General features: G+C 59.6%; 14 protein-coding genes and 2 pseudogenes. 5 read left to right on the forward strand and 11 right to left on the reverse strand.

Annotated elements, in window-relative coordinates:
• The first annotated feature begins 237 nt into the window (after positions 1 to 237).
• Together RBH10_RS01610 and RBH10_RS01615 are read left to right on the forward strand one after the other, a co-directional pair.
• A complete protein-coding gene (locus RBH10_RS01610; RefSeq protein WP_281038585.1) occupies positions 238 to 1,254 on the forward strand; it encodes a DUF1402 family protein in 1,017 nt (338 codons plus the stop codon).
• A 301-nt stretch (positions 1,255 to 1,555) separates the two neighbouring features.
• Entirely contained in the window at positions 1,556 to 3,115 is a 1,560-nt protein-coding gene (locus tag RBH10_RS01615; RefSeq protein ID WP_281038584.1) for a TerC family protein, read from the forward strand.
• A 114-nt stretch (positions 3,116 to 3,229) separates the two neighbouring features.
• Here the strand turns inward: RBH10_RS01615 and RBH10_RS01620 are convergent, their stop codons facing one another.
• The 7 genes and pseudogenes from RBH10_RS01620 to RBH10_RS01650 all read right to left on the reverse strand — a co-directional run bounded on the left by RBH10_RS01620 (position 3,230) and on the right by RBH10_RS01650 (position 11,366).
• On the reverse strand, positions 3,230 to 3,856 hold the full coding sequence (locus tag RBH10_RS01620) for a dual specificity protein phosphatase (protein WP_281038583.1): 627 nt from the start codon (positions 3,854 to 3,856) through the stop codon (positions 3,230 to 3,232).
• Between the two features lie 67 nt (positions 3,857 to 3,923).
• Positions 3,924 to 4,823 (reverse strand): inositol monophosphatase, encoded by a 900-nt coding sequence (locus RBH10_RS01625; protein ID WP_281038648.1) that lies wholly within the window; start codon positions 4,821 to 4,823, stop codon positions 3,924 to 3,926.
• 58 nt (positions 4,824 to 4,881) lie between these two features.
• Positions 4,882 to 5,970 carry an ABC transporter substrate-binding protein gene (locus RBH10_RS01630; protein ID WP_281038647.1) on the reverse strand — a complete coding sequence of 363 codons (1,089 nt, stop codon included), beginning with the start codon at positions 5,968 to 5,970 and terminating at the stop codon, positions 4,882 to 4,884.
• Between the two features lie 73 nt (positions 5,971 to 6,043).
• The gene (locus RBH10_RS01635; RefSeq protein WP_372339776.1) at positions 6,044 to 7,144 is read right to left on the reverse strand and encodes an ABC transporter substrate-binding protein; all 1,101 of its coding nucleotides are present in this window, start codon (positions 7,142 to 7,144) and stop codon (positions 6,044 to 6,046) included.
• A 64-nt stretch (positions 7,145 to 7,208) separates the two neighbouring features.
• Positions 7,209 to 8,336: an ABC transporter substrate-binding protein gene (locus RBH10_RS01640; RefSeq protein WP_281038581.1), complete on the reverse strand. Its 1,128-nt coding sequence runs from the start codon at positions 8,334 to 8,336 to the stop codon at positions 7,209 to 7,211.
• 44 nt (positions 8,337 to 8,380) lie between these two features.
• A pseudogene (locus RBH10_RS01645) lies at positions 8,381 to 9,513 on the reverse strand (ABC transporter ATP-binding protein).
• Positions 9,513 to 11,366 (reverse strand): iron ABC transporter permease, encoded by a 1,854-nt coding sequence (locus RBH10_RS01650; protein WP_281038579.1) that lies wholly within the window; start codon positions 11,364 to 11,366, stop codon positions 9,513 to 9,515. Before RBH10_RS01650 ends, RBH10_RS01645 begins: the two are co-directional and overlap by 1 nt.
• Positions 11,367 to 11,882: 516 nt before the next feature.
• Here RBH10_RS01650 and RBH10_RS01655 point away from each other — a divergent pair.
• Complete coding sequence (locus RBH10_RS01655) at positions 11,883 to 12,869, forward strand: LacI family DNA-binding transcriptional regulator (protein WP_281038578.1); 987 nt, start codon at positions 11,883 to 11,885, stop codon at positions 12,867 to 12,869.
• Here the strand turns inward: RBH10_RS01655 and RBH10_RS01660 are convergent.
• The 4 genes and pseudogenes from RBH10_RS01660 to RBH10_RS01675 form a co-directional block, all read right to left on the reverse strand.
• Complete coding sequence (locus tag RBH10_RS01660; protein WP_281038577.1) at positions 12,866 to 14,518, reverse strand: Na/Pi cotransporter family protein; 1,653 nt, start codon at positions 14,516 to 14,518, stop codon at positions 12,866 to 12,868. The two genes, RBH10_RS01655 and RBH10_RS01660, sit on opposite strands and share 4 nt — an antisense overlap.
• A gap of 97 nt (positions 14,519 to 14,615) precedes the next feature.
• Positions 14,616 to 16,297 (reverse strand): annotated as a pseudogene (locus tag RBH10_RS01665) (metallophosphoesterase).
• Complete coding sequence (locus RBH10_RS01670; RefSeq protein ID WP_281038575.1) at positions 16,291 to 16,899, reverse strand: dual specificity protein phosphatase; 609 nt, start codon at positions 16,897 to 16,899, stop codon at positions 16,291 to 16,293. Before RBH10_RS01670 ends, RBH10_RS01665 begins: the two are co-directional and overlap by 7 nt.
• A 53-nt stretch (positions 16,900 to 16,952) precedes the next feature.
• Positions 16,953 to 17,792 carry an inositol monophosphatase family protein gene (locus tag RBH10_RS01675; RefSeq protein ID WP_281038574.1) on the reverse strand — a complete coding sequence of 280 codons (840 nt, stop codon included), beginning with the start codon at positions 17,790 to 17,792 and terminating at the stop codon, positions 16,953 to 16,955.
• A gap of 214 nt (positions 17,793 to 18,006) precedes the next feature.
• On the opposite strand from RBH10_RS01675, the gene RBH10_RS01680 reads away from it, so the two are divergent.
• Both RBH10_RS01680 and proP read left to right on the forward strand, forming a co-directional pair.
• On the forward strand, positions 18,007 to 18,303 hold the full coding sequence (locus RBH10_RS01680; protein WP_281038573.1) for a PRC-barrel domain-containing protein: 297 nt from the start codon (positions 18,007 to 18,009) through the stop codon (positions 18,301 to 18,303).
• Between the two features lie 185 nt (positions 18,304 to 18,488).
• The gene (gene proP / locus RBH10_RS01685) at positions 18,489 to 20,009 is read left to right on the forward strand and encodes a glycine betaine/L-proline transporter ProP (RefSeq protein ID WP_281038572.1); all 1,521 of its coding nucleotides are present in this window, start codon (positions 18,489 to 18,491) and stop codon (positions 20,007 to 20,009) included.
• Positions 20,010 to 20,038 lie beyond the last annotated feature (29 nt).

Below are 20,038 nucleotides of genomic sequence, written 5' to 3' on the forward strand. Positions count from 1 at the left end.
CCTACCGGCGGCGATTTGAGTTCACATGAAACAAAATGTTCGACTTTTAACGAACCCGATAATTCCGCTCCCGGTGGGTCCGACAGGAGTGATCGTGCCGGCGATCGCCCCGCTGCAACGACGGCATTCTAGCGGCCAGCAACGGTAAAGTGAGCAGCGGGAACTTGCCACGCGCAAGCGGCCTGCTTATGAAAGAGCCGTCACCGCAACAACAATCCCCATCATAGAGAACGCTGCATGAGCCTGTTTGCGAAGTCCACCCGCGCGGCCGCTGTCCTTCTGGCGCTGGCCTTTCTGCCTTCCCATGCCACAGCGCAGCAGATGACCGTCGTGCCCCCCGGAAACAGGTCGGCTGAGCAGCCCGAAATACCGCAGGCCTCGGCGATCAGGACCAAGGCATTCTCCACGACCTATGAGGAAAAATTCCGCAAGACGGTCGATCTTCTGAACAGCGAGCCCGGTCTCATCGGCAAGATCAAGAAGGCAGGCGCGGCCTACGGCATCGACCCGGTCCATATCGTCGGCGCCATCGTTGGCGAACACACGTTCAACGTCACGGCCGTGGACCGCCTGCAGACATATTACGTCAAGGCCATTTCCTATGCGGAACTCGATATAAAGTTCAGCTATCAGGGCGTTTCCCTGAAAACATTTCTCGAACGGCCGGAATTCCGCTCCTGCGAGACGCTTGCCACGACATCCGAGCAATGGAGCTGCCGCGACAATATCTGGGACACGAGCTTCCGCGGCAAGGTCGTTGATGGCGTCAGCTATGAGGCGTTTTCGTTCCAGCGGGCCTTCTTCCAGCCCTTCTATGCCGGACAGACCTTCGGCCTTGGCCAGATCAGCCCCTTGACCGCCCTGCAGGTCACCGATCTCGTCAACAAGACCAGCGGCCTGCCGAAACTCTCCGCCGACAGGCCGAAAGAGATCTACCGCGACGTCATGGATCCTGACCGGAGCATCATCTACATCGCCGCCATTCTGAGAGATTCCATCGACGCCTACAAAGAAAAGGGCTTCGACATTTCCGGCAATCCCGGCATCACAGCTACCCTCTACAATGTCGGCCAACCCCGCCGCCGTGCCGAACGTCTGCGGACCGCCGTGGATGCCGGCGCAAAAAAGCTGCTGCCGGTCGAAAACTACTATGGATGGCTGATCAACGAGCGTCTTGATGTTCTCAGAGGCATCCTCGACGGCAAGGCCGTCGACAAACGGACCACTTCGGATATCGGCGAAAAAACGCGATAACCGGCCTGCCGGGACGATGGCAAATCTGTCCCGCAAAGAATGATACACGCAAAACGCTTCCCCGGCCGCCGGAAATCTGCTACTGGGGCGAGCACAAGAATTGACTGATAGCGGGATAACTCTGCCCTATGCCTGACGAAGGCGACAGTACCGACGATAGTCGACACCGAACGAGGCTGGCTTGCGTGACGCGAAGCCAGCCTCGTCCTTTCTCCTGTTTTTCAACGCGACGGGTTTCAACCTCGGATGTTCAGTCCGGGGTTTTCTGCGTTCGCGTCCGTTCCCATAAAGGCCCCTGAATATGGAATTCCTTGCAGATCCGAACATTTGGATCGGCCTCGTCACCCTTATCGTTCTCGAAGTCGTTCTCGGCATCGACAACCTCGTTTTCATCGCGATCCTCGCCGACAAGCTGCCGCCGCATCAACGCCACAAGGCGCGGATCGTTGGCCTGTCGCTGGCGCTGATCATGCGCATCCTGCTCCTGTTTTCGATTTCATGGATCGTCACGCTGACACGGCCGCTGTTTCAGGTCGCGGACTTCTCGTTCTCAGGGCGCGATCTCATCCTCATCCTCGGTGGCGCGTTCCTGCTCGCCAAGGGAACGATGGAGCTGCACGAGCGGCTGGAGGGTGACCACAAACCCAAACAGGGCAAGGTCGTCCATGCCGTCTTCTGGCAGGTGATCGTGCAGATCGTCGTGCTCGATGCCGTGTTCTCGCTCGACAGCGTCATCACCGCCGTCGGCATGGTCAACAATCTCTGGGTGATGATTACCGCCGTCTGTGTTGCCATGGCCGTGATGATGGCGGCATCGAAGCCGCTGATGACCTTCGTGTCGAAACACCCGACCGTGGTCATTCTCTGCCTCGGCTTCCTGCTGATGATCGGCTTCAGCCTGATCGTCGAAGGTTTCGGTTTCCACCTTCCCAAGGGCTATCTCTATGCCGCGATCGGTTTTTCCGTGCTCATCGAGGCGGCGAACCAGATCGGCAGGCTCAATCGCGAAAGACGCATCACCGCCGGCGATATGCGCGAGCGGACGTCCGATGCCATCTTACGGCTTCTGGGTGGCCGGGTTGGCGAACAACAGTCCCTTGGCGAGACCGCCGATGTAATAGCCGCACAGGCGGCGCGGAGCGATCTGTTCAAATCGGAAGAAAAGGACATGATCCGTGGCGTGCTTACGCTCGCCGAACGCCCCGTCGTCTCGATCATGACGCCACGAACCGAGATCGACTGGCTCGATGTCGATGCCGACCACGACACGCTGAGACACCGCCTGCTGGAACTCGATCATTCGCGATTGATGCTGGCGAAGGGCAAGCTGGATTCATTCCTCGGTGTCGCCGCAACGCGGGATTTGCTGCGAGACCTTCTGCATGATGGAAAACTCAACCTCGAGCGCTCACTTCGTGAGCCCCTTATCGTGCATGAAAGCGCTACGGCATTGCAGGTCATGGAACAGCTGCGCAAATCCCCGCTCCAGATGGCCGTCATCGTCGACGAATACGGCACGCTTCAGGGGATAACGACGCCTACGGACATTCTCGAGGCGATCGCGGGTGAGTTTCCGGATGAGGGCGAGGAATCGCAGATTTCGGAACGGGCGGAGGATGGTTCCTGGCTGCTGGATGGCGCTGTCGACGTCAGACGGGTGTCCTATCTGCTGGATATCAATCTGGTCGACGAGGACGATCGTTATTCCACCGTCGCCGGTTACATCCTCTGGCGCCTCAATCGCCTTCCCGAGATCGGTGAACGTGTTTCCGGCGATGGGTTCGAGTTCGAGATCGTTTCCTGCTCGGACAGAAACATCGAAAAGGTCCGGGTTTGGAACACCACGCTTCCCGAGGCGTGAGTTGGAAAAATCCCGAACTCGTTTCGAAATGACGACGTGACGTGCAAGCCACGGCACGTCACCACATTTGCACCACTAAGGAAGCGGCCCGACCGATGAAAACCGTCCTCGGTTCTAGTGAGCGGCATCGATCGTGGTGATCCAGCCGGCGGCCCGGCGGGCGGCATCTGCGAGTACGGGTTTCGGCGCCTTGTACCATTCGTTTTCCGGCAGCTCGCGCTTCACGCGAACGAAGCCTATGGCATCGTCGAGCGTCGGGAATTCCACCGGCAGCGTTAGATGCAGAAAGAGCGCAACGACAGCGACGGAACGCGAACGGCCGCCCCGGCAATTGATCAGCACATTGCCGCGCTCCCGCCGTGGATAGGACGGCTTGTCGGGCAGTATCTGTTCCAGCGCCGCCCGCAGAATGTAATGGGCCGCAACCATCTGGGTATCGGGGTTTCCATCACCGTCGATCAGGCCGATCTTGTAATAACGGATTTCGCCGGGCCCATAGATGCTGCCTTCATGATCGGAAACGATCTGCGGCTGTTCCACGAAGTTGAAGTCGAGATTGACGGCGCAATTGACGACGGTGGTGATGCCGTTCTTACGCAGAAGCTTCAGATCGCTGGCGCCTTCCTTGCCTGAAATGAAGAGATCAACGCCATAAAGCGGGTGCCGCTCATAGATGCGGCTGAGCTTCGGCAACTCGCCGGTTTCCTGTTCTCGGGATAGGGTCTTTTCCGGTTGCGGCATGTCTTGTCTCCATCGGCACCGATGCGGCGGCCGTTATGTCCTTGCTTGTTCAGGCATTTGCAGCCGTCTAGCTTTTCAGGATCGCTGCTTTGGCGATGCGGCCTGCGGATATGGACCGCGCCACCCGCTGCAATGTCGGGTAATTCGCCCCCTCGCCCGTGGCGATGTAACCGGGGCAGAGAAAATCGGCAGAGCCCTCCGCCACCTTTCCGAGCGTCAACGGTTCATAGGTTCCGCCGGCATTTTTAAGAATGAGGATGGCTGCGGCCACATCCCAGGCATTGACGCCGAAACCGGTAGCCGCATCCGTCCAGCCCGCCGCAACATGGGCGATGCTGAGCGCGGCGCTGCCAGGCCGGCGCAATGTCGAGAAGGTCTCGACAAGAGCACCGAAATTGGAAAGCGCCGCTTCCCGCCCATCCAGCCGGAAATCACGCGAGACAGGATAACCGGTGATCAAGGTCGCCCGGGTCTCGTCTGCAACACTGCGGGAGCGCAGCTTGTCTCCGTCCAGATAGGAAGCCTCAAGATTGGCGGAAAACATCTGGTCCGCCACGGGATCATAGACTACGCCGGCAACGGCCTCGCCGTCGATGACGGCGGCAATCGATACGCACCAGAAGGCAAGGCCACGGGCGAAATTCGCCGTGCCGTCGATTGGATCGACATACCATTGCACCTCACCACTACCGATCTGGCCGCCTTCTTCACCCATGATCGCCGAATTGGGCTCCCGTTCGAGAATGACGGCGCGGATCGCGGCTTCGGCGCGTTTGTCGTGAATGGTGACGATGTCGTGGAGATCGACCTTGTAATCCACGGCCATGTCCGATCGGAACGCCGCAAGCAGCGGATCGCGCACGGCACGCGCCGCCGCTTCGGCAATCTTCATCAGCCGCACCGAGCGGGAAAGCGCCTCCTCGTTTTCAGGTTTCTGTTCGGTCGAAGAAGGGCTCTGCATCGGCATATCCAGTCTGTTTTTCGCAAAGGAGGGACCGGCGCGGTAGGAGCCGCGCCAGCCGGGATCATTTCCTGTAATTGACGCGCCAGACATCCTGCCATTCCTCGCGACGATCGAAATCGTTGAGGCCGGTGGCGGACTCATAGCCCATCAGCCTGTCGGCAACCTTCATCAGTCCCGAGGGCTCGTCGGCCGGCATCTTGATGTCGATATTGGTCGGCAGCTTGCCATCCTTCATCTGCGGTGCAATGCCCTCTTCCGTCAGGATGTAGTGGACGAAGAGCCTCGCCATGTTCGGGCTTTTGGTCTTGGAGGCGATCAGCCCAAGCTTGATGTAGGTCCAGCCGACCCAGGGATCGAGACCGGTGCAGAGGCCGAGCTTGTAGCCCTTGTCGGCATTGTCGCGGAATTTCGCCGAGCTGAGCAGGCCGAAGAAGGGCTGCTTCTGGCCCGGTGCGCCGACGGCCTCCGCGACCGGGTCGTCACCATCGGTGGCAAGCGGGCCGTTCTGCGCCAGCGCCTTGATCCAGGCTGCGGCCGCGTCCTTTTCGATATCCTTGCCGAAATGCGCCTTGTAAGCCGCCGCCACCTTCTCGTTGCCATGGGCTTCGAGCTGGTTGAACCAGTCCGTATAGGTGCTCTTGCTCAAGGGATCGACCATGGCGACCTTGCCTTTCCATTTCGGCTCGGTCAGTTCCCAGATGTTGGTCACCGGGCATTTGTCATAGGCTTCAGTATTGTAAGCCCAGACATTGGCGTTGGTGGAAATTGCCAGCGGGTTCTGGAACTGCGCCGGGATCTTCGCCACCATGTCGCCCGGCAGATAATTCTCGACAAAACCCGCCGGCAGAAGCTGCGCGAGCGCCGATGGCGCATCGGTGATCAGCACCACATCGCCCTGCACGTTGCCGGACTGGCTTTCGCGGATGATCATCTCCAGCTGGCTGTTGGCGGACACCTTCACGCCTGTCGCCTTCAGCCCGTATTTGGCGCTGAACTTGTCGGCCATCTCCACGATCTTGCCGGTGCTGTCGTAGATATTGATCGGCTTTTCCTGCTTCGCCGCAGCCAAGATCGCATCGAGATCGAAGGTTTCTTCGGCCGTGGCACTCATTGCGGATAAGCCTGCAATGACAGTCGCTATCGCCGTCATCGGTAAAAATCTGCTTCTTCTCATCGTTCCCCTCCCAAGGCAAAGGCAAGGCAGGCTCACGCCCGCCCTGCCGTTATTTTTTGTAGTTCACACGCCAGAAATCCTGCCAGCCTTCGCGTTTGTCGAGGTCGTCGGCCGCCGTTGCGGCATCGAAAGCCATCAGCTCATCGAGATGATCGGCGACCTTCGAAGGCTCATCTGCCGGCAGGCCGATTTTCGTGTTACCGGAGAGTTTGCCGTCGGCGGTCTGCGGCGCGATGCCCTCTTCCGTCATCAGATAATGCAGGAACAGCTTCGCCGCATTCGGGCTTTTGGTCTGCCCGGCAATCAGGCCGAAGCCGGGATAGAGGAACCCGGAAAACGGTTTGACGCCGCTGCAAAGACCGAGCTTCAGCCCCTTGGCCTCATTGTCGCGGTATTTCGCCGCCGAGGTGATGACGAAAAAGGGATCGGTCTGCCCCGGAGCGCCCGCCGCATCGGCAACCGTGCTCGAGTCCGTCAGCAGGGGAGCGTTCTCGGCAAAGGCCTTCACCCAGGCAGCCGTCGCGCTTTTTTCACCCGTTTCCAGCTTCTTGCCGTAAAGCTCCTCATAGGCCTTGGCGACATCGGCGTCATGATGGGTTTCGATCTGGTTGAACCAGTCGGCATAAAGCGGCTTGTCGAACAGATCGAGCATGGCAAGCTTGCCCTTCCAACGCGGCTCCGTAAGCTGCCAGATGTTGGTGACCGGGCATTTGTCGTATTTCTCGGTATTGTAGGTCCACACATGCGGATCCGAAACGACCACGAGCGGATCGCGCAGCTTTTGCGGAATATCGCTTTCCATATCCGGTGGCGACCAGCTGGTGGCAATGCCTTCCGGCAGAAGTTCCCCCATGGCGGAGGCGACATCCGTTGCGACGCTGACATCGCCGACGACATTGCCGGCGCGATGTTCGCGGATCATCAACTCGACCTGAGTTGCCTCGTTCACTTTCTTGCCGCTTGCCTGCACGCCATATTTGGCGGTGAAGGCCTGTGCGGTGTCGACGATCTTGCCGGTCACCGCATAAACGGTGATCGGTTTTTCCTTCTTCGCGGCGTCGATGAGCGCATCGAGATTAAAGGCGTCCTGCGCATGGGCAACACCGCCAAGCGCCAGCGAGAAGATAAGGGAAAGGGCTGAAGCCGCCATCCGCCGCCGCCGCTCGCCACCATATCGGTTCTTGGTCATGATATTCACTGTGTCGGTCCCCCCGTTATTTCTTGTAGTTCACGCGCCAGAAATCCTGCCAGGTTTCGCGTGCATCCCAGTCTTCAAGGCTGGTGGCCATGCTGTAGGGCAGAACGCGATCAAGCACGGCGCCGATGCCCGAAGGTTCGTCGGCGGGCAGTTTCACGTCTTTGTTGGTGGACATTTTTCCGTCGATCGCCTGCGGCGCTATGCCTTCGGCGGTCATAACGTAGTGGATGAAGAGCTTTGCCGCATTCGGACTATTGGTGCCCTTGGTGATCAGGCCGACGCCTGGATAAAGCCAGCCGATCCAAGGCTTCAGCTCCTTGCAGAGTCCGAGTTTCATGCCCTTGTCGGCATTGTCGCGAAACTTCGCCGAGCTGATGAGGCCCATGAAGGGCTCTTTCTGGCCGGGCGTGCCAACGGCTTCCGCCGCCGCCGCATCGGCATCGGTCAGCAGCGGCGCGTTGGCGGCAAGCGCCTTGACCCATGCCGCTGTCGCGCTTGTCTCTGCGGTCTCGAGGTCGTTGCCGTAAAGCGCCTTATAGGCCGCCTTCACCTCCCCATCGCCATGCGCTGCCATCTGGTTGAACCAGTCGACATAGGATGCCTTGCCGAGCGGATCCTGCATCGCCACCTTGCCCTTCCACTTCGGGTCGGTCAGTTCCCAGATGTTGGAAACGGGGCATTTGTCGAAAAGCTCGCTGTTGTAAGCCCAGACACTGGCGCTGGTGACGACGGTGAGCGGATCCTGATATTCCGGCGGAATATTGCCGGCGAGATCCGGCGGCAGCCAGCTTTCGACAAAACCCATCGGAATAAGCTGTGCCATCGCCGCAGGCGCATCGCTGATGATCGAGACGTCACCCTGAATATTGTTCGCCCGCGCCTCGCGGATGACCATCTCCAGCTGCGCGGACGCCTTTACCTTCGCCCCCTCCGCGCCAACGCCATATTTCGCAGCGAAGTTCTTCGCCATTTCCACGATCTTGCCCGTGCTGTCATAGACGGTGATCGGCTTTTCCTTTTTGGCAGCCTCAATCAGGGCATTGAGGTCGAAAGGCTCCTCCGCCTTCGCCACGCCGCCAAGCGTTGCCAGAATTGCCGTTGCACACAGGAGACGGCTAAGGCCGCCCGTCATTTTCCGCTTCATACTGCTCCTCCTTCAGCAAGCGATTGTCAGTCTTTTCGTCGTTTTCAGTTGTAGCTGCTGCTCCTCAGCACCGCGTCCGCCTCGGTGATCCGCTGCCCCTTGGCGTCGAAGACATGCAGGGCCTCCGGCGGCACGTGGAAATACACGCGGTCGCCACTGTCGACGCGCGGCAGGGCATGGGTGGTCAGGAACAGCGTGTGGTTCTCGCTCCTCAATTCGAGAATCCAGCTGCCACCTGTCGGAAGCACGCCCGTCACCGTCATTTCTCCGAAGAAGCTGCCCTGCGGCACATCCTCAGACTTTGCCGTGTAACCCATCGCCTCCGGCCGCATGCCGACCGAGGCAATGCCGCGCAGTTGCGGATAGCGCGTTGCGAAATAGGCCTCCGCATTGTCGGCGATATCGGACACGCCGGGCTGGCCGAAGGTCAGGATATTGATCGGCGGGCTGCCGACGAATTCGGCGACGAAGCGATTGGCCGGGCGGTCGTAGATATCGTTCGGCGTGCCCATCTGCTGCAGGGTGCCCTCGTTCATCACCGCAATGGTGGTGGCAAGCGTCATGGCCTCCCACTGGTCATGCGTCACGAAAACGATGGTGGTCTTGAACTCCTTGTGCAGCCGCTTCAGCTCGGCGCGCATTTCCAGCCGCAGCCGGGCATCGAGGTTGGAGAGCGGCTCATCGAGAAGCAGCACGCCCGGATTGACGGCAAGCATGCGGGCCAGCGCCACACGCTGCTGCTGCCCCCGGAAAGCTGCGAGGGATAACGGTCACGGTACTTGGCAATGTCGAGCGCCTGCATCACGCGCTCGACGCGCTCCTCCCGCTCGGCTTTCGGCAGCTTGCGCAGGCGCAGGCCGAAATCCGTGTTGCGCTCGATGGTCAGATGCGGCCAGAGCGCGTAGCTCTGGAAGACGAGCCCCATTTCGCGCTTTTCCGGCGGCACGAAGATGCCGTCGTTGACAGAGTCTATCACCCTGTCGCCGACGCGGATTTCCCCGCCGGAGAGATTTTCAAGGCCCGCGATCATGCGCAGCGTCGTGGTCTTGCCGCAGCCGGAAGGGCCGAGCAGGCACATGAATTCGCCGTCGCGGATTTCGAGATCGAGATCGGAAACCGCATTTGCGGAATTCACGCCGTAGTTCTTCTGCGCCCCGCGCAGGTTGATGGTAGGCATCAGCTTCCAAGTCCTTCTGCAAGATTTGTGCGGGTCAGCTTCTGGGCCAACAGGGTACCGAAATAGGCGATGCCAGCGATGATCAGCACCACGGCGTTCGCGGCCTGCGTATAGTGGTAATCGACCAGCCGCAGCGAATAGGTGGTCAGAACATCCGTGCTCGGCACGGCGAGGATCACGAACAGGCTCAGGCCCTTGATGCCCGAGATGAAGGGCAGGAGAACCCCCGTCACCAGCGACCCCTTCTGGATCGGGATGACGATCGAGATCATGCGGCGGAACCAGCCGGCACCGGCAATCTGGGCAGCCTCCTCCGGGTCCTTTCCAAGCTGTGTCATGGCCGAAATGCCGGCACGCGAGGCATAGGGCATCTGGTCGGCGATCAGGGCCAGGATAAGGATCGTCACCGTACCGTAGAGCGCCGGCATCGGCCCGCGCGGAACCGCAAACAGCGAGAGATAGGCGGCAGCAAAGGCGATGCCGGGCACGAGATAAGGCAGGAACGTGACCTGACGCAGATAGACCGAGAGCGCCCGCACCGGCGTGCGGATGACGACATAACCGACCAGCAGACCGAGGACACCCGATGTGAGCGAGGCAAGACCGACGATCATCATCGTGTTCTTCGCGGCCGCCCAGAGATCGGGGCTCAAAAGAACGCCGGTCTGCAAGGCCACGGTGTTGAGGTTGGTGCCGATCCAGTAATCGAGCGTGAAATTGTCGAACGTGAATTTGGCCGGCATCTTCATGACGGTCGAGAGGGCGAGTGTGAGCAAAGGCAGGCCGACGCTGAGAATGAAGACAGCGGCCGCAAAGCCCGTTGCCGGAAGACGCATTTTGCCGAGACGGCTTTGCCGGTTCATCGAACCCTTCGAACCGATCGTCACGAAACGCCGGGCTTCGCGGACCAGACGGGCATCGATCATCAGCGTGATGATGCCGATGAGCATGATCGAGGCCGCAACGACACCGGCAACACCGGTCTGGCGTGAGGCAATGCTGCGGAACAGCGATGTCGACAGGACTTCGAACTTCACGGGAAGGCCGAGAACATAGGGCACGCCGAATTCACCGAGGCACTTTGCAAAGATCAGCACCATGGAAGAGAGCAGCGCCGGTCGCATCAGCGGCAGGATGACCTGCAAAGCCACCTGATAACGATGGGCGCCGAGAATGCGGGCCGAATCCTCCAGCTGCGAGTCGAAGCGGCGCAGCGCCGAGCCGAACAGCAGGATGACGAAGGGTGTGTAATGCAAGGCAAGGATGATGGTGATCGGGAAGCGCCCATAGGCCACCCAGTCCGGCGGCGTCAGGCCCATCGCCTCGAACCAGCCGGGCTGGCCACCGACGGTGCGGTTCTTGAACAGCGTCGTCCAGGCGAGAGCGAAGGTCCATGCGGGCAGCATGTAGGGCACGATCAGCGCGGTCGCGAACCAGCGGCGACCGAACATATCCGTGCGGCTGATAAGCCAGGCAAGCACCGTGCCGATGATGAGTGAAAGCACAATCGCCCCGAAGGCTACTGTCAGCGTGTTAAATAGCGGTCGCCAGAAAAGGTCCGTCGCGACGGGCGAGAAGAACGCCCTGTCGAGATAATAAAGCGTGAGATCACCGACATCCTTGCCGAGACGCCGTTCGTGGCCGAACTGGACGCGGACGGCGTCGAGCACAATCGAGATGATCGGAACGACGATCAGATAGGTGAAAAGCAAGGCCGTCAGCACACCGATGAGCGTCGTCGGCTCCCTGAGCGCGACCTTGACGCGATATCGCCAGGCCTGCCATGCCGAAGGCGCGGTCGCCGGGGGACGCCCCAGTGCCTCCGCCTTCGTTGTTTCGCTTAAAAGAGCCATTATTCCTCCCCATATGGCCGCAACATTGCTCCGACACGCCGGCAAGCATCTGCCTGCGCGCAACCTGCGGGACAGGCGGCGCGTGCGTCGAACATGAGCAATGTGTCAATGCTTCAGCAGCGGGCATCCAGCCCGCGAGCAACGATGATCCAGCTCCTCCCGGAAACATCGCCAGCAAGCAAAACGTAGAATAAAAATTCCATATAATGCTTTACCTTGGAATGCATGATCCATCCTAAGCGGCGTTTTGTCAACGAAAAAATGCACACGCGGTCATCGATTTATATCATTGTTTTAAAACGATTTTATTGATTGAATTTTGCATATTTTTATATCGACTGGTGTGCAATCCTATTTTCCCGCAGAATGGGAATGGAAAGGACGATATATTTTCCGGCGAAAGCGAGCATCGCCCTGCCTGAACAGAAGCGCTTCGCACCTGAAATATTTCGATTGGAATGGTCGGCCCTTATGGCCTGTGATATCAGATATGAGGTTTCGCAACGGGGGAGTTGAATGGCGAGAGGGTTCGTGACGGCCGAAGAGGTGGCGAAAAAGGCCGGGGTCTCGCGCTCCGCCGTGTCGCGCACTTTCACCCCCGGCGGCAGCGTATCGAAGGCCGTCCGGCGCAAGGTGCTGAAAGCCGCGCATGAACTTGGCTACCGCGTCAACCGTCTGGCCCAGGGCCTCAACAATGACCGTTCCAATCTCATCGGGGTGGTCGGTGCCAATCTCAGCTCGCCATTCATTTCAAAACAGCTCGATCTTCTCAGCATCGGCCTTCTGCGTCGCGGCCTGCAATGCCTGCTGCTGAACGCAGCCGATGCACGCAAGGATATCGCGCCGCTGATCGAACTGCTCTTCGAGTTTCGCGCCCAGGCCATCGTCGTTCTCTCCGGCGAGCCTCCGGCCTCGATCGTTGACGAATGCATCGCCAATGGCGTGCGTCTCATCCTCATCAACCAGCGTCTCGACCGGACCGATACGAACATGGTGCTGAGCGACGATTCCCATGGCGCCGATCTCGCCGCCATGCGGCTCGTGGCGGCAAAATGCAGGAAGGTCGCGGTCGTTTCCAGCGGCAGCCAGACACCGGCACAGCTGCGCCGCGCCGCCGCCTTTACCCAGCGCATGACCATCGAGGGCGTCGAAGTCGTTCCATGGTCGGGCGGGCCGACAAGTTATGACAGCGGTTATCAGGCCGGTTGCGAATTGCTGACGGACAAGACGATAGACGGCGCCTTCTGCGTGACCGATCTGCTGGCGCTCGGCTTCATGGATGCAGCACGGCTGGAAATGGGCCGCCGGGTGCCGGAAGACGTGTCGATTGTCGGTTTCGACGATATTCCGCAGGCGGGCTGGAAAAGCTATCAGCTGACGACCGTCGCCCAGTCCTTCGACGCGCTGACCGAGAAGGTCCTGACCGCGCTTGACAGCGACGAACCGGAAACCCGGCTTCAGGTCGTGCCCGTTGAGATGGTCGAGCGGATCACCGCGCGCTAACCCGCCTGTTTGATCCGGCTTTCGATCAGGAGACCGCTTTCATCAAGGATCGGATGGGCGACGGCGGCGATATGGGCGTTGATGCGTTTCAGATCGCGCAGCATGTCGAGATGCACGGAGCTTGTCTGGATGCTGTCGGTTCGGCCGTCGCGCAGGCGCTGGAGATGTCGCTCCGATGACTGTTTTTCCAACCGGCGCACATCTTCCTTCACCTCCACAAGCCGGCGGGCAAGGTCGGCATTGCGGGTGGCGAAAACCGATTGCGCCATGCGGATATTGTCGAGGGTGATGGAGAAAAGACGTTCGAGTTCGCTTTTACCGTCATCGGAAAATCTCAGACCAAGATTGATCTTCTTGGCGATTTCCGGGCGTATGCCCTTCTCGATGATATCGCCGATATGTTCGAGATTGATGGCATATTCGACGATATCCATCGCGCGTCGCTGGTCCTTCTGGCACAAACCATCCTGGCCATCCTGGCCCACCTTCGAGACATAGACCTTGATGGCATGCTGGATACTGTCCACCCGACCTTCCAGCGTGCTGATATCATTGAGTTTCGAAAGATCGCTGTCGCGCATGGCGTCGCTCGCCTGACGCAACATGCGCTCGATCAGATCGCCGACCAGCATGACCTCGCGGCTTGCGCCGGCAAGAGCCGCAACCGGCTGCCCCAGATCATGACTGTCGAGATAGCTGCGGCGGCTTTCGGCTCCCTCTTTTTCCGGCAGCAGCGCGGTCGTCACCCGCAGCAACAACGGCGATAGCGGCCATGCGATCGCGGCAACAGCAAGATTGAAAAGGAGATGCGCATCGACCGCTAGATTGGCGTGCGAGAAAGGCGACATGTCGAGCAGTGCCGCGCCGTACCCGGCAAGAGGCAGGGCTGCGACACAGCCGGTGGTCCGGACGATGAGGTTGCCAAGCGCCACCCGGCGCGCCGCGACCGGCGCCTTTAACGTCGCCAGCACCGGCGGAACCGCGCCGCCAAGATTGGCGCCGAGTACCAGCACGATAACGAGGCTTGTTTCAATGCCGCCGCTTGCCGCAAGTGACAGGATGAGGACGACGATGGCAAGGCTCGATGATGCCAGCACGGCCAGCGCCGCGGAAAAGATCAACGCGACCGGCCAGGCATTGCCGAGCATGGAAATGAAGAGGTTAAGCGCCGGCGACTGCCGGATGGGATCCGTCGCCGCAGAAAGAAGATGCAGGGAAAGCAGCATCAGGCCGACACCGGCAAGGGCAGCACCCGCACCCTGCCGCTGCACCGACTTTCCACGCAACAGGATGACACCGGCAAGGATCAGCATGGGCGACAGCCAGCCAAGACCGAGCGCGACAATCCACGCGGTCGTCGCAGTGCCGACATTGGCGCCCAGCAGCACGATCTGCGCCATGGCCGGTGCGATCAAGTCTTTTTCGACGAAAGAGGCAACCATCAGCGCCGTGGCTGTCGAACTCTGCAGGGCGATCGTCGCCACGAGGCCGGCGATGAAGGAGCGAAATCCGCCGCGCGTGCCGGCGGCCAGCCCTATGCGAAGCTTGGCGCCGAAGGCACGCGACATTCCGTCCTTGATCTGCCCAAGGCCGAAAAGCAGCAGCGCCACCGCACCGAACAGATTGATGCTGACAACGACCGATTCCACTAGATCACCTCGCCTGTCCTGCTTGCAGTCACTTTTCCCCGAGGGGCTGTTGATCTGCCCCGTTCACATCGGCGATTGCGGCGAAAAAACCTTCGGATCACACCGCAATCGATTGACGCTGCGGTGTGAGACGGAGTTCCAGATGCCGCGAACCGCCTTCGGCACGGTCGAGAAACAGCCCAAGGGCACCGAAGAAGATTTCGATAAAACTCTTCACCGAACCATCGTGATGATCGGGCTCACGGCCAAAACGCTCCGCCAGCGCCCGGTAAAGGCAAAGCCGTTGAGGCGCGATATGCGCAAGCGCAAGCCCCGCGCCCTGACGCAGGCAATACCAGTCGGCAATAAGCTCGAACATTGGCAGATCGGAACACAGCTCGGCATCACGCAAGGCAAGGCTCTTTTCACCAAGCAGGCCGATAACCTCCGATACGGTTTTATCCGCAATCGCCGCCACGATCCCGGCTGGCCACTCCTTGGTGAAATAACGGTGCCTGATCAGCGCGCGTTTGTGGCCAAGCAGGAAATCACCATAATTGCCCGCCGCAAACGCCCGGTCCTCGTCCTCACCGGCCAGTGCGGTTTCCTGCGCATAACCCCGGCAAATGCGAGTGTTTATCGGCAGGGAGACCATTTCCACCGTCTCGACGGACATCTCATGCTGCGAGGGATGGACGACCTTGAAGGCGGGCGGAAAGGCAACCAGGGACGGCACGGCTATATTGGTGAACGAGGTTTCCCCCTCCCCGCGCCGGGTCACACCTTCCACATGCAGATGACCGCTGAAATGGACCTGGAGCCCAGCCTCAACCAGCGCGTCCTCAACCGCCTTTCGCGGCGTGCGGCGCACGACGTTGGTTTCGCCAAACAGCGCACTTTCGGCGCCGCTTGCGCCATCGAAGGGATCGAGCGCCGGATAGTGGGAAAAGCCGAGCAAAGTCTTGCCAAGCGCCTGCGCCCGCTCCCGCACATCGGCAATCCAGTCGATGATGAAAGGCTTGCAGCGAAAAAGCGCATTCCAGCCGCCAGAGGTACTGTCGGTGAAAGCCGCTTCCTCACCCGTCTCGAAAGTGCCGTCGAGCGGTTCGAAAATATTGGCGTCGATCATGAGCAGCCAGAGACCCGGCTCCGGCTCAACCAGATAGGATGCGTCCATCAGTCGGTAGACATTGCGTCCATCTGGCGAGCGCACCTCGTAGAGACGGTCTTCCGCCGCATCGGAAAGCCCGAACGGTGTTTCCCAATGCAGATAGTCCGGCTGGCGGAAATAGCCAAAGGCCGCCATCGGGCCAAGGCCCGCGGGGTAGCCTTCGCAATACATCCGGTCGCTGATCACGACCCGCTCACCGGCCCGCCGCGCATCGCTCGAAACGGAAAGGCATTTGCCGTTCTCCGTCAGAAACTCCTTGGTATGATGCCGGCCACGCGGGCCGAAAATATCGTGGTTGCCGGGCAGCGCATAAAAGGCGGTGCCATGGGCATCGCGATGGTGCTCCAGAATGCCCTTCAGGGTTTCGGTGGTCGCCCGCTGGCCGTCGTCGGTATAATCGCCAAGCAGTACCACATGGCGAATGCCCCGCTGCCGCACCTCTTCGAGCGCGGCATACAGCGCATCGGCGCTTTCGTTGAAAACCCGGGTGGATCGCGTGTATCCGACCAGCTGCGCATGGTGATGCACTCACCATCGACCTCTATGCCGGGAAAACCGAAATCGGCCGCCGTGTCATGGAAATGGGCGTCGGCAATGACGGCGACGGAGGGAAGCGTGCGTTTCAGCATGGTTGGACAGTCTTTCTGCCTTCGACCATGTCAATCCAGTCGGAGGCGCGGCGGGCAGCGGCATAAAGCATCGGTTTCGGCGTCTCGAACCATTCGTCCGGCCGCAATTCCCGCTTCGTGCGGATCACAGCCAGTGCATCGTCAAGGGTAGGGTAAAGATGCGGCTGCTGCTTGTGCAGGAAAAGCGCCACCAGCGAGACCGAGCGGCTCCGCCCGCTGCGGCAATTGACGAGCACATTGCCACCATCGGGAAACGGATAGGTTTCCCGCTTCGGCATGGTCTGCCGCAACGCGCCGTCGAGAATATAATAGGCTCCCAGCATCATCGTGTCCGGGCTGCCTTCGCCGTCGATAAGACCGAGCTTGTAATAACGGATATCGCCATACCCCACAGCGCGCCTGTCGCCCTCTTCCACTGCTGCCTGCACCAGATTGATATCCAGATTGACGGCGCAGTTGACGACGGTGGTAATGCCATGCCGGCGCAGGAGCCCAAGGTCGCTCGCACCATCGCTGCCGCCGATGTAAAGCGCAACGTTACGCGGGCCGAGCCCTTCCGCAATCAGGCTGATCGCAGGCCGGGCATAAACGGGTCCATCCATGTCATTCCTCCACATGCACCAAGCGCCCTTCACGGACGGGCGCTTGTCTAAAATCAGGCCGATACGGCCCGCTGCCGATCCGACGGCTGCCGCTCTGCCAAGGGTATCTTCGATGCTTGGCTGACGCCGCTTGCAACGCCACTGGCTGCGGCCAGCACCGGCCCGCCATCTTCAAGACTACCGATCTCAAGGAAAGGGCAGACATCGCCGCCAGCTTCGCTGACGAGTAACAGTCCCGCAAGACAATCCCATGAATTCATGTGCAATTCGAGATAGGCATCGGAGCGACCATCGGCCACATAGGCAAGCGCCAGCGCACCGGAACCGGCGCGGCGGACATTGGCGCCCATATCGAGCAGGTTCTTGACGACATCGAGATAGGTGGCATTCGCTATACGTGTAGACCAGCCCATTTCGATAGAGGCCGCATCGAAACGCTCCGTCTGCGCAACCCGGATAGGCTGTCCGTTGCGCGTTGCCCCCTCGCCGCGTCTGGCGAAATAGAGCTCATCGAGAGCCGGATTGTAGATCGCGCCGAATTCGGTTTGCCCGTTTTCGACATAGGCGATGGAGATGCAGAAATGCGGGATGCCACGGGCGAAATTTGCGGTGCCGTCCACGGGATCAACGACCCAGACGCGATCACCGATCACTCCGCCACCCTCCTCGCCAAAAAAACTGTCCTCGGGGAAGCAAGCTGCGATCGCACCGCGAATATGCGCTTCGGATGCCGCATCCGTCACCGTCAGAAAGTCCTGCGGACCCTTCATCGAGAAGCTGCGTGTCGCCTCGCCCTGAAAGCCTTTCAGCACCAGTTCCCCGGCGGAAAGAATAACGCTGCGGCACAGTTCGGCACGGGCTGCCAACGTATCCGGATAGGGCATCGAGTCCATGCGAAATAACCATCTCTAAAAAGATTGAACACGCGTTCATATTGCACGCGTGTTCAATCTTTTCAAGCGCGATTTTCGAAACATGTTCTGCTGAAAGTCAAACCGATCAACTCATTGCCGGATAATCGGTTTGTCATGAAAACTTGCGGAGTGTAATGGAACGGTTTTCCCATGCACGAGTTGTTTTACCGTAACCCAAGCAGGAGAAAAACCAGTGGATCACACCAATCACGTACGCCTCGTCGAGACAGAACTGACCCCGTCCGTTCTGCAAGGTGCGACAGTTTATGGCGCGGATGACCACAAGGTCGGCAAAGTCGATCACGTCCACGGCGTTGGCGCCGGCAGCACCGCCATTATCGATGTCGGCGGCTTTCTCGGCATCGGTGCAAAGCCCGTCGCAGTACCGCTCAGCGATCTGGATTTCATGCGCGACGAGGATGGCGATGTCCACGCGGTCACCTCATGGACCAAGGATCAGCTCAAGGAAATGCCTGAGCACCACCACTAATCTTTGAAAAACGCCCGGCTACCCGCCGGGCGTTCTTTTTCTTTCTCCTATCGGGCGACCTCCCCATCCCCCCATAAGATGGGCGAAGGCCCGATTGTCCTGCCGGCCGATGGAACGCTTAAGCGCATCGAGCATTTTCATGACGCTTAAAAAATCGCGCGCAATGTAGTTCAAGGGGACAGTGATTGAACAACCAGATACAGGCCACTCCGCTGAGCATCGACGACGTCACCGTCATCGATGACGAGAAGGTCAAAAAGGCGGTCACGGCAGCCGCTCTCGGTAACGCGATGGAGTGGTTCGATTTTGGCGTCTACGGCTTCGTCGCCTACGCCGTCGGCAAGGTCTTTTTCCCGGACGCTGCCCCTGCCGTTCAAACCGTGGCGGCGCTTGCAACCTTCTCCGTGCCCTTCCTCATCCGCCCATTGGGTGGCGTATTCTTTGGCGCCATGGGCGACAAATTCGGGCGCCAAAAAGTCCTCTCCCTGACAATCATCATCATGGCCGCGAGCACTTTCTGCATCGGCCTTATCCCCGGTTATGCCACCATCGGCATATGGGCACCCATTCTGTTGCTGTTGTGCAAGCTTGCCCAGGGGTTTTCCGTTGGCGGCGAATATACCGGTGCGGCCATTTTCGTGGCGGAATACGCGCCTGACCGGAAACGCGGTTACCTTGGCAGCTGGCTGGACTTCGGCTCCATCGCCGGCTTCGTGCTTGGCGCGGGGCTTGTCGTGCTGCTCAGCACCGCAATGGGCGAAGCCAAGTTCCTCAACTGGGGCTGGCGCATTCCGTTCTTTCTGGCCGCACCCCTCGGGCTGATCGGGCTTTATCTCCGCCACGCGGCGGAAGAGACGCCCGCCTTCACCGAACGCCTGCACCGCGCCGAAGAAGAAGACCGGCAATCGCTGAAAGAGCGCCCCATGGTTCCCATCGCCGAGATTGTGAGCCAACATTCGCGGTCGCTGGCAATATGCATAGGCATGGTCCTCGTGACCAACGTGACCTATTACATGCTGCTCACCTATATGCCGACATATCTGTCGAAAACACTGAATTATAGCGAGGACCATGGCGTCCTCATCATCATCGCGGTGATGGTTGGCATGCTGTTCGTCCAGCCCGCCATCGGACTTTTGAGCGACCGGATCGGACGCAGGCCGTTTCTGGCGGTTGGCAGCACGGCGATCCTGTTTCTTTCGCTGCCGGCATTTCATCTCATCGCCAGCGGACAGGTTGTTCAGATTTTCTTCGGACTGCTGATCCTCGCGGTCGCGCTCAACTGCCTGATCGGGATCATGGCCTCCACCCTGCCGGCCCTCTTTCCGGCCCGCATCCGCTACAGCGCTCTGGCTATCGCGTTCAATATCTCGATCATCGTCGCCGGGCTGACGCCGACACTCACCGCATGGTTGGTGGAGGTAACGGGAAATATCTATATGCCGGCTTACTACCTCATGGTGGCGGCCGTCTTCGGCATCGTGACGACGTTTTTCCTCAAGGAAACCGCCAACCGGCCGCTTTATGGCGACACACCCAATGCGTCGAGCCGAAAGGAAGCCAAATCGCTTCTTGCAGAGCAATATCTGCACATCGAGAAAAGCGTCGAGGAAATAGACGACGAGCTGCTCAAACTTGAAGAACAGAAGGAAACTCTTCAGGCAAAACGAAACCAGCTCGTTGGCAGACACCCGGATCTCAACTGAGCGGGATATCCAGTCCTGAGACAGGATGC

Source organism: Rhizobium sp. AN73, assembly GCF_030757975.1.
Lineage (GTDB): Bacteria > Pseudomonadota > Alphaproteobacteria > Rhizobiales > Rhizobiaceae > Agrobacterium > Agrobacterium arsenijevicii.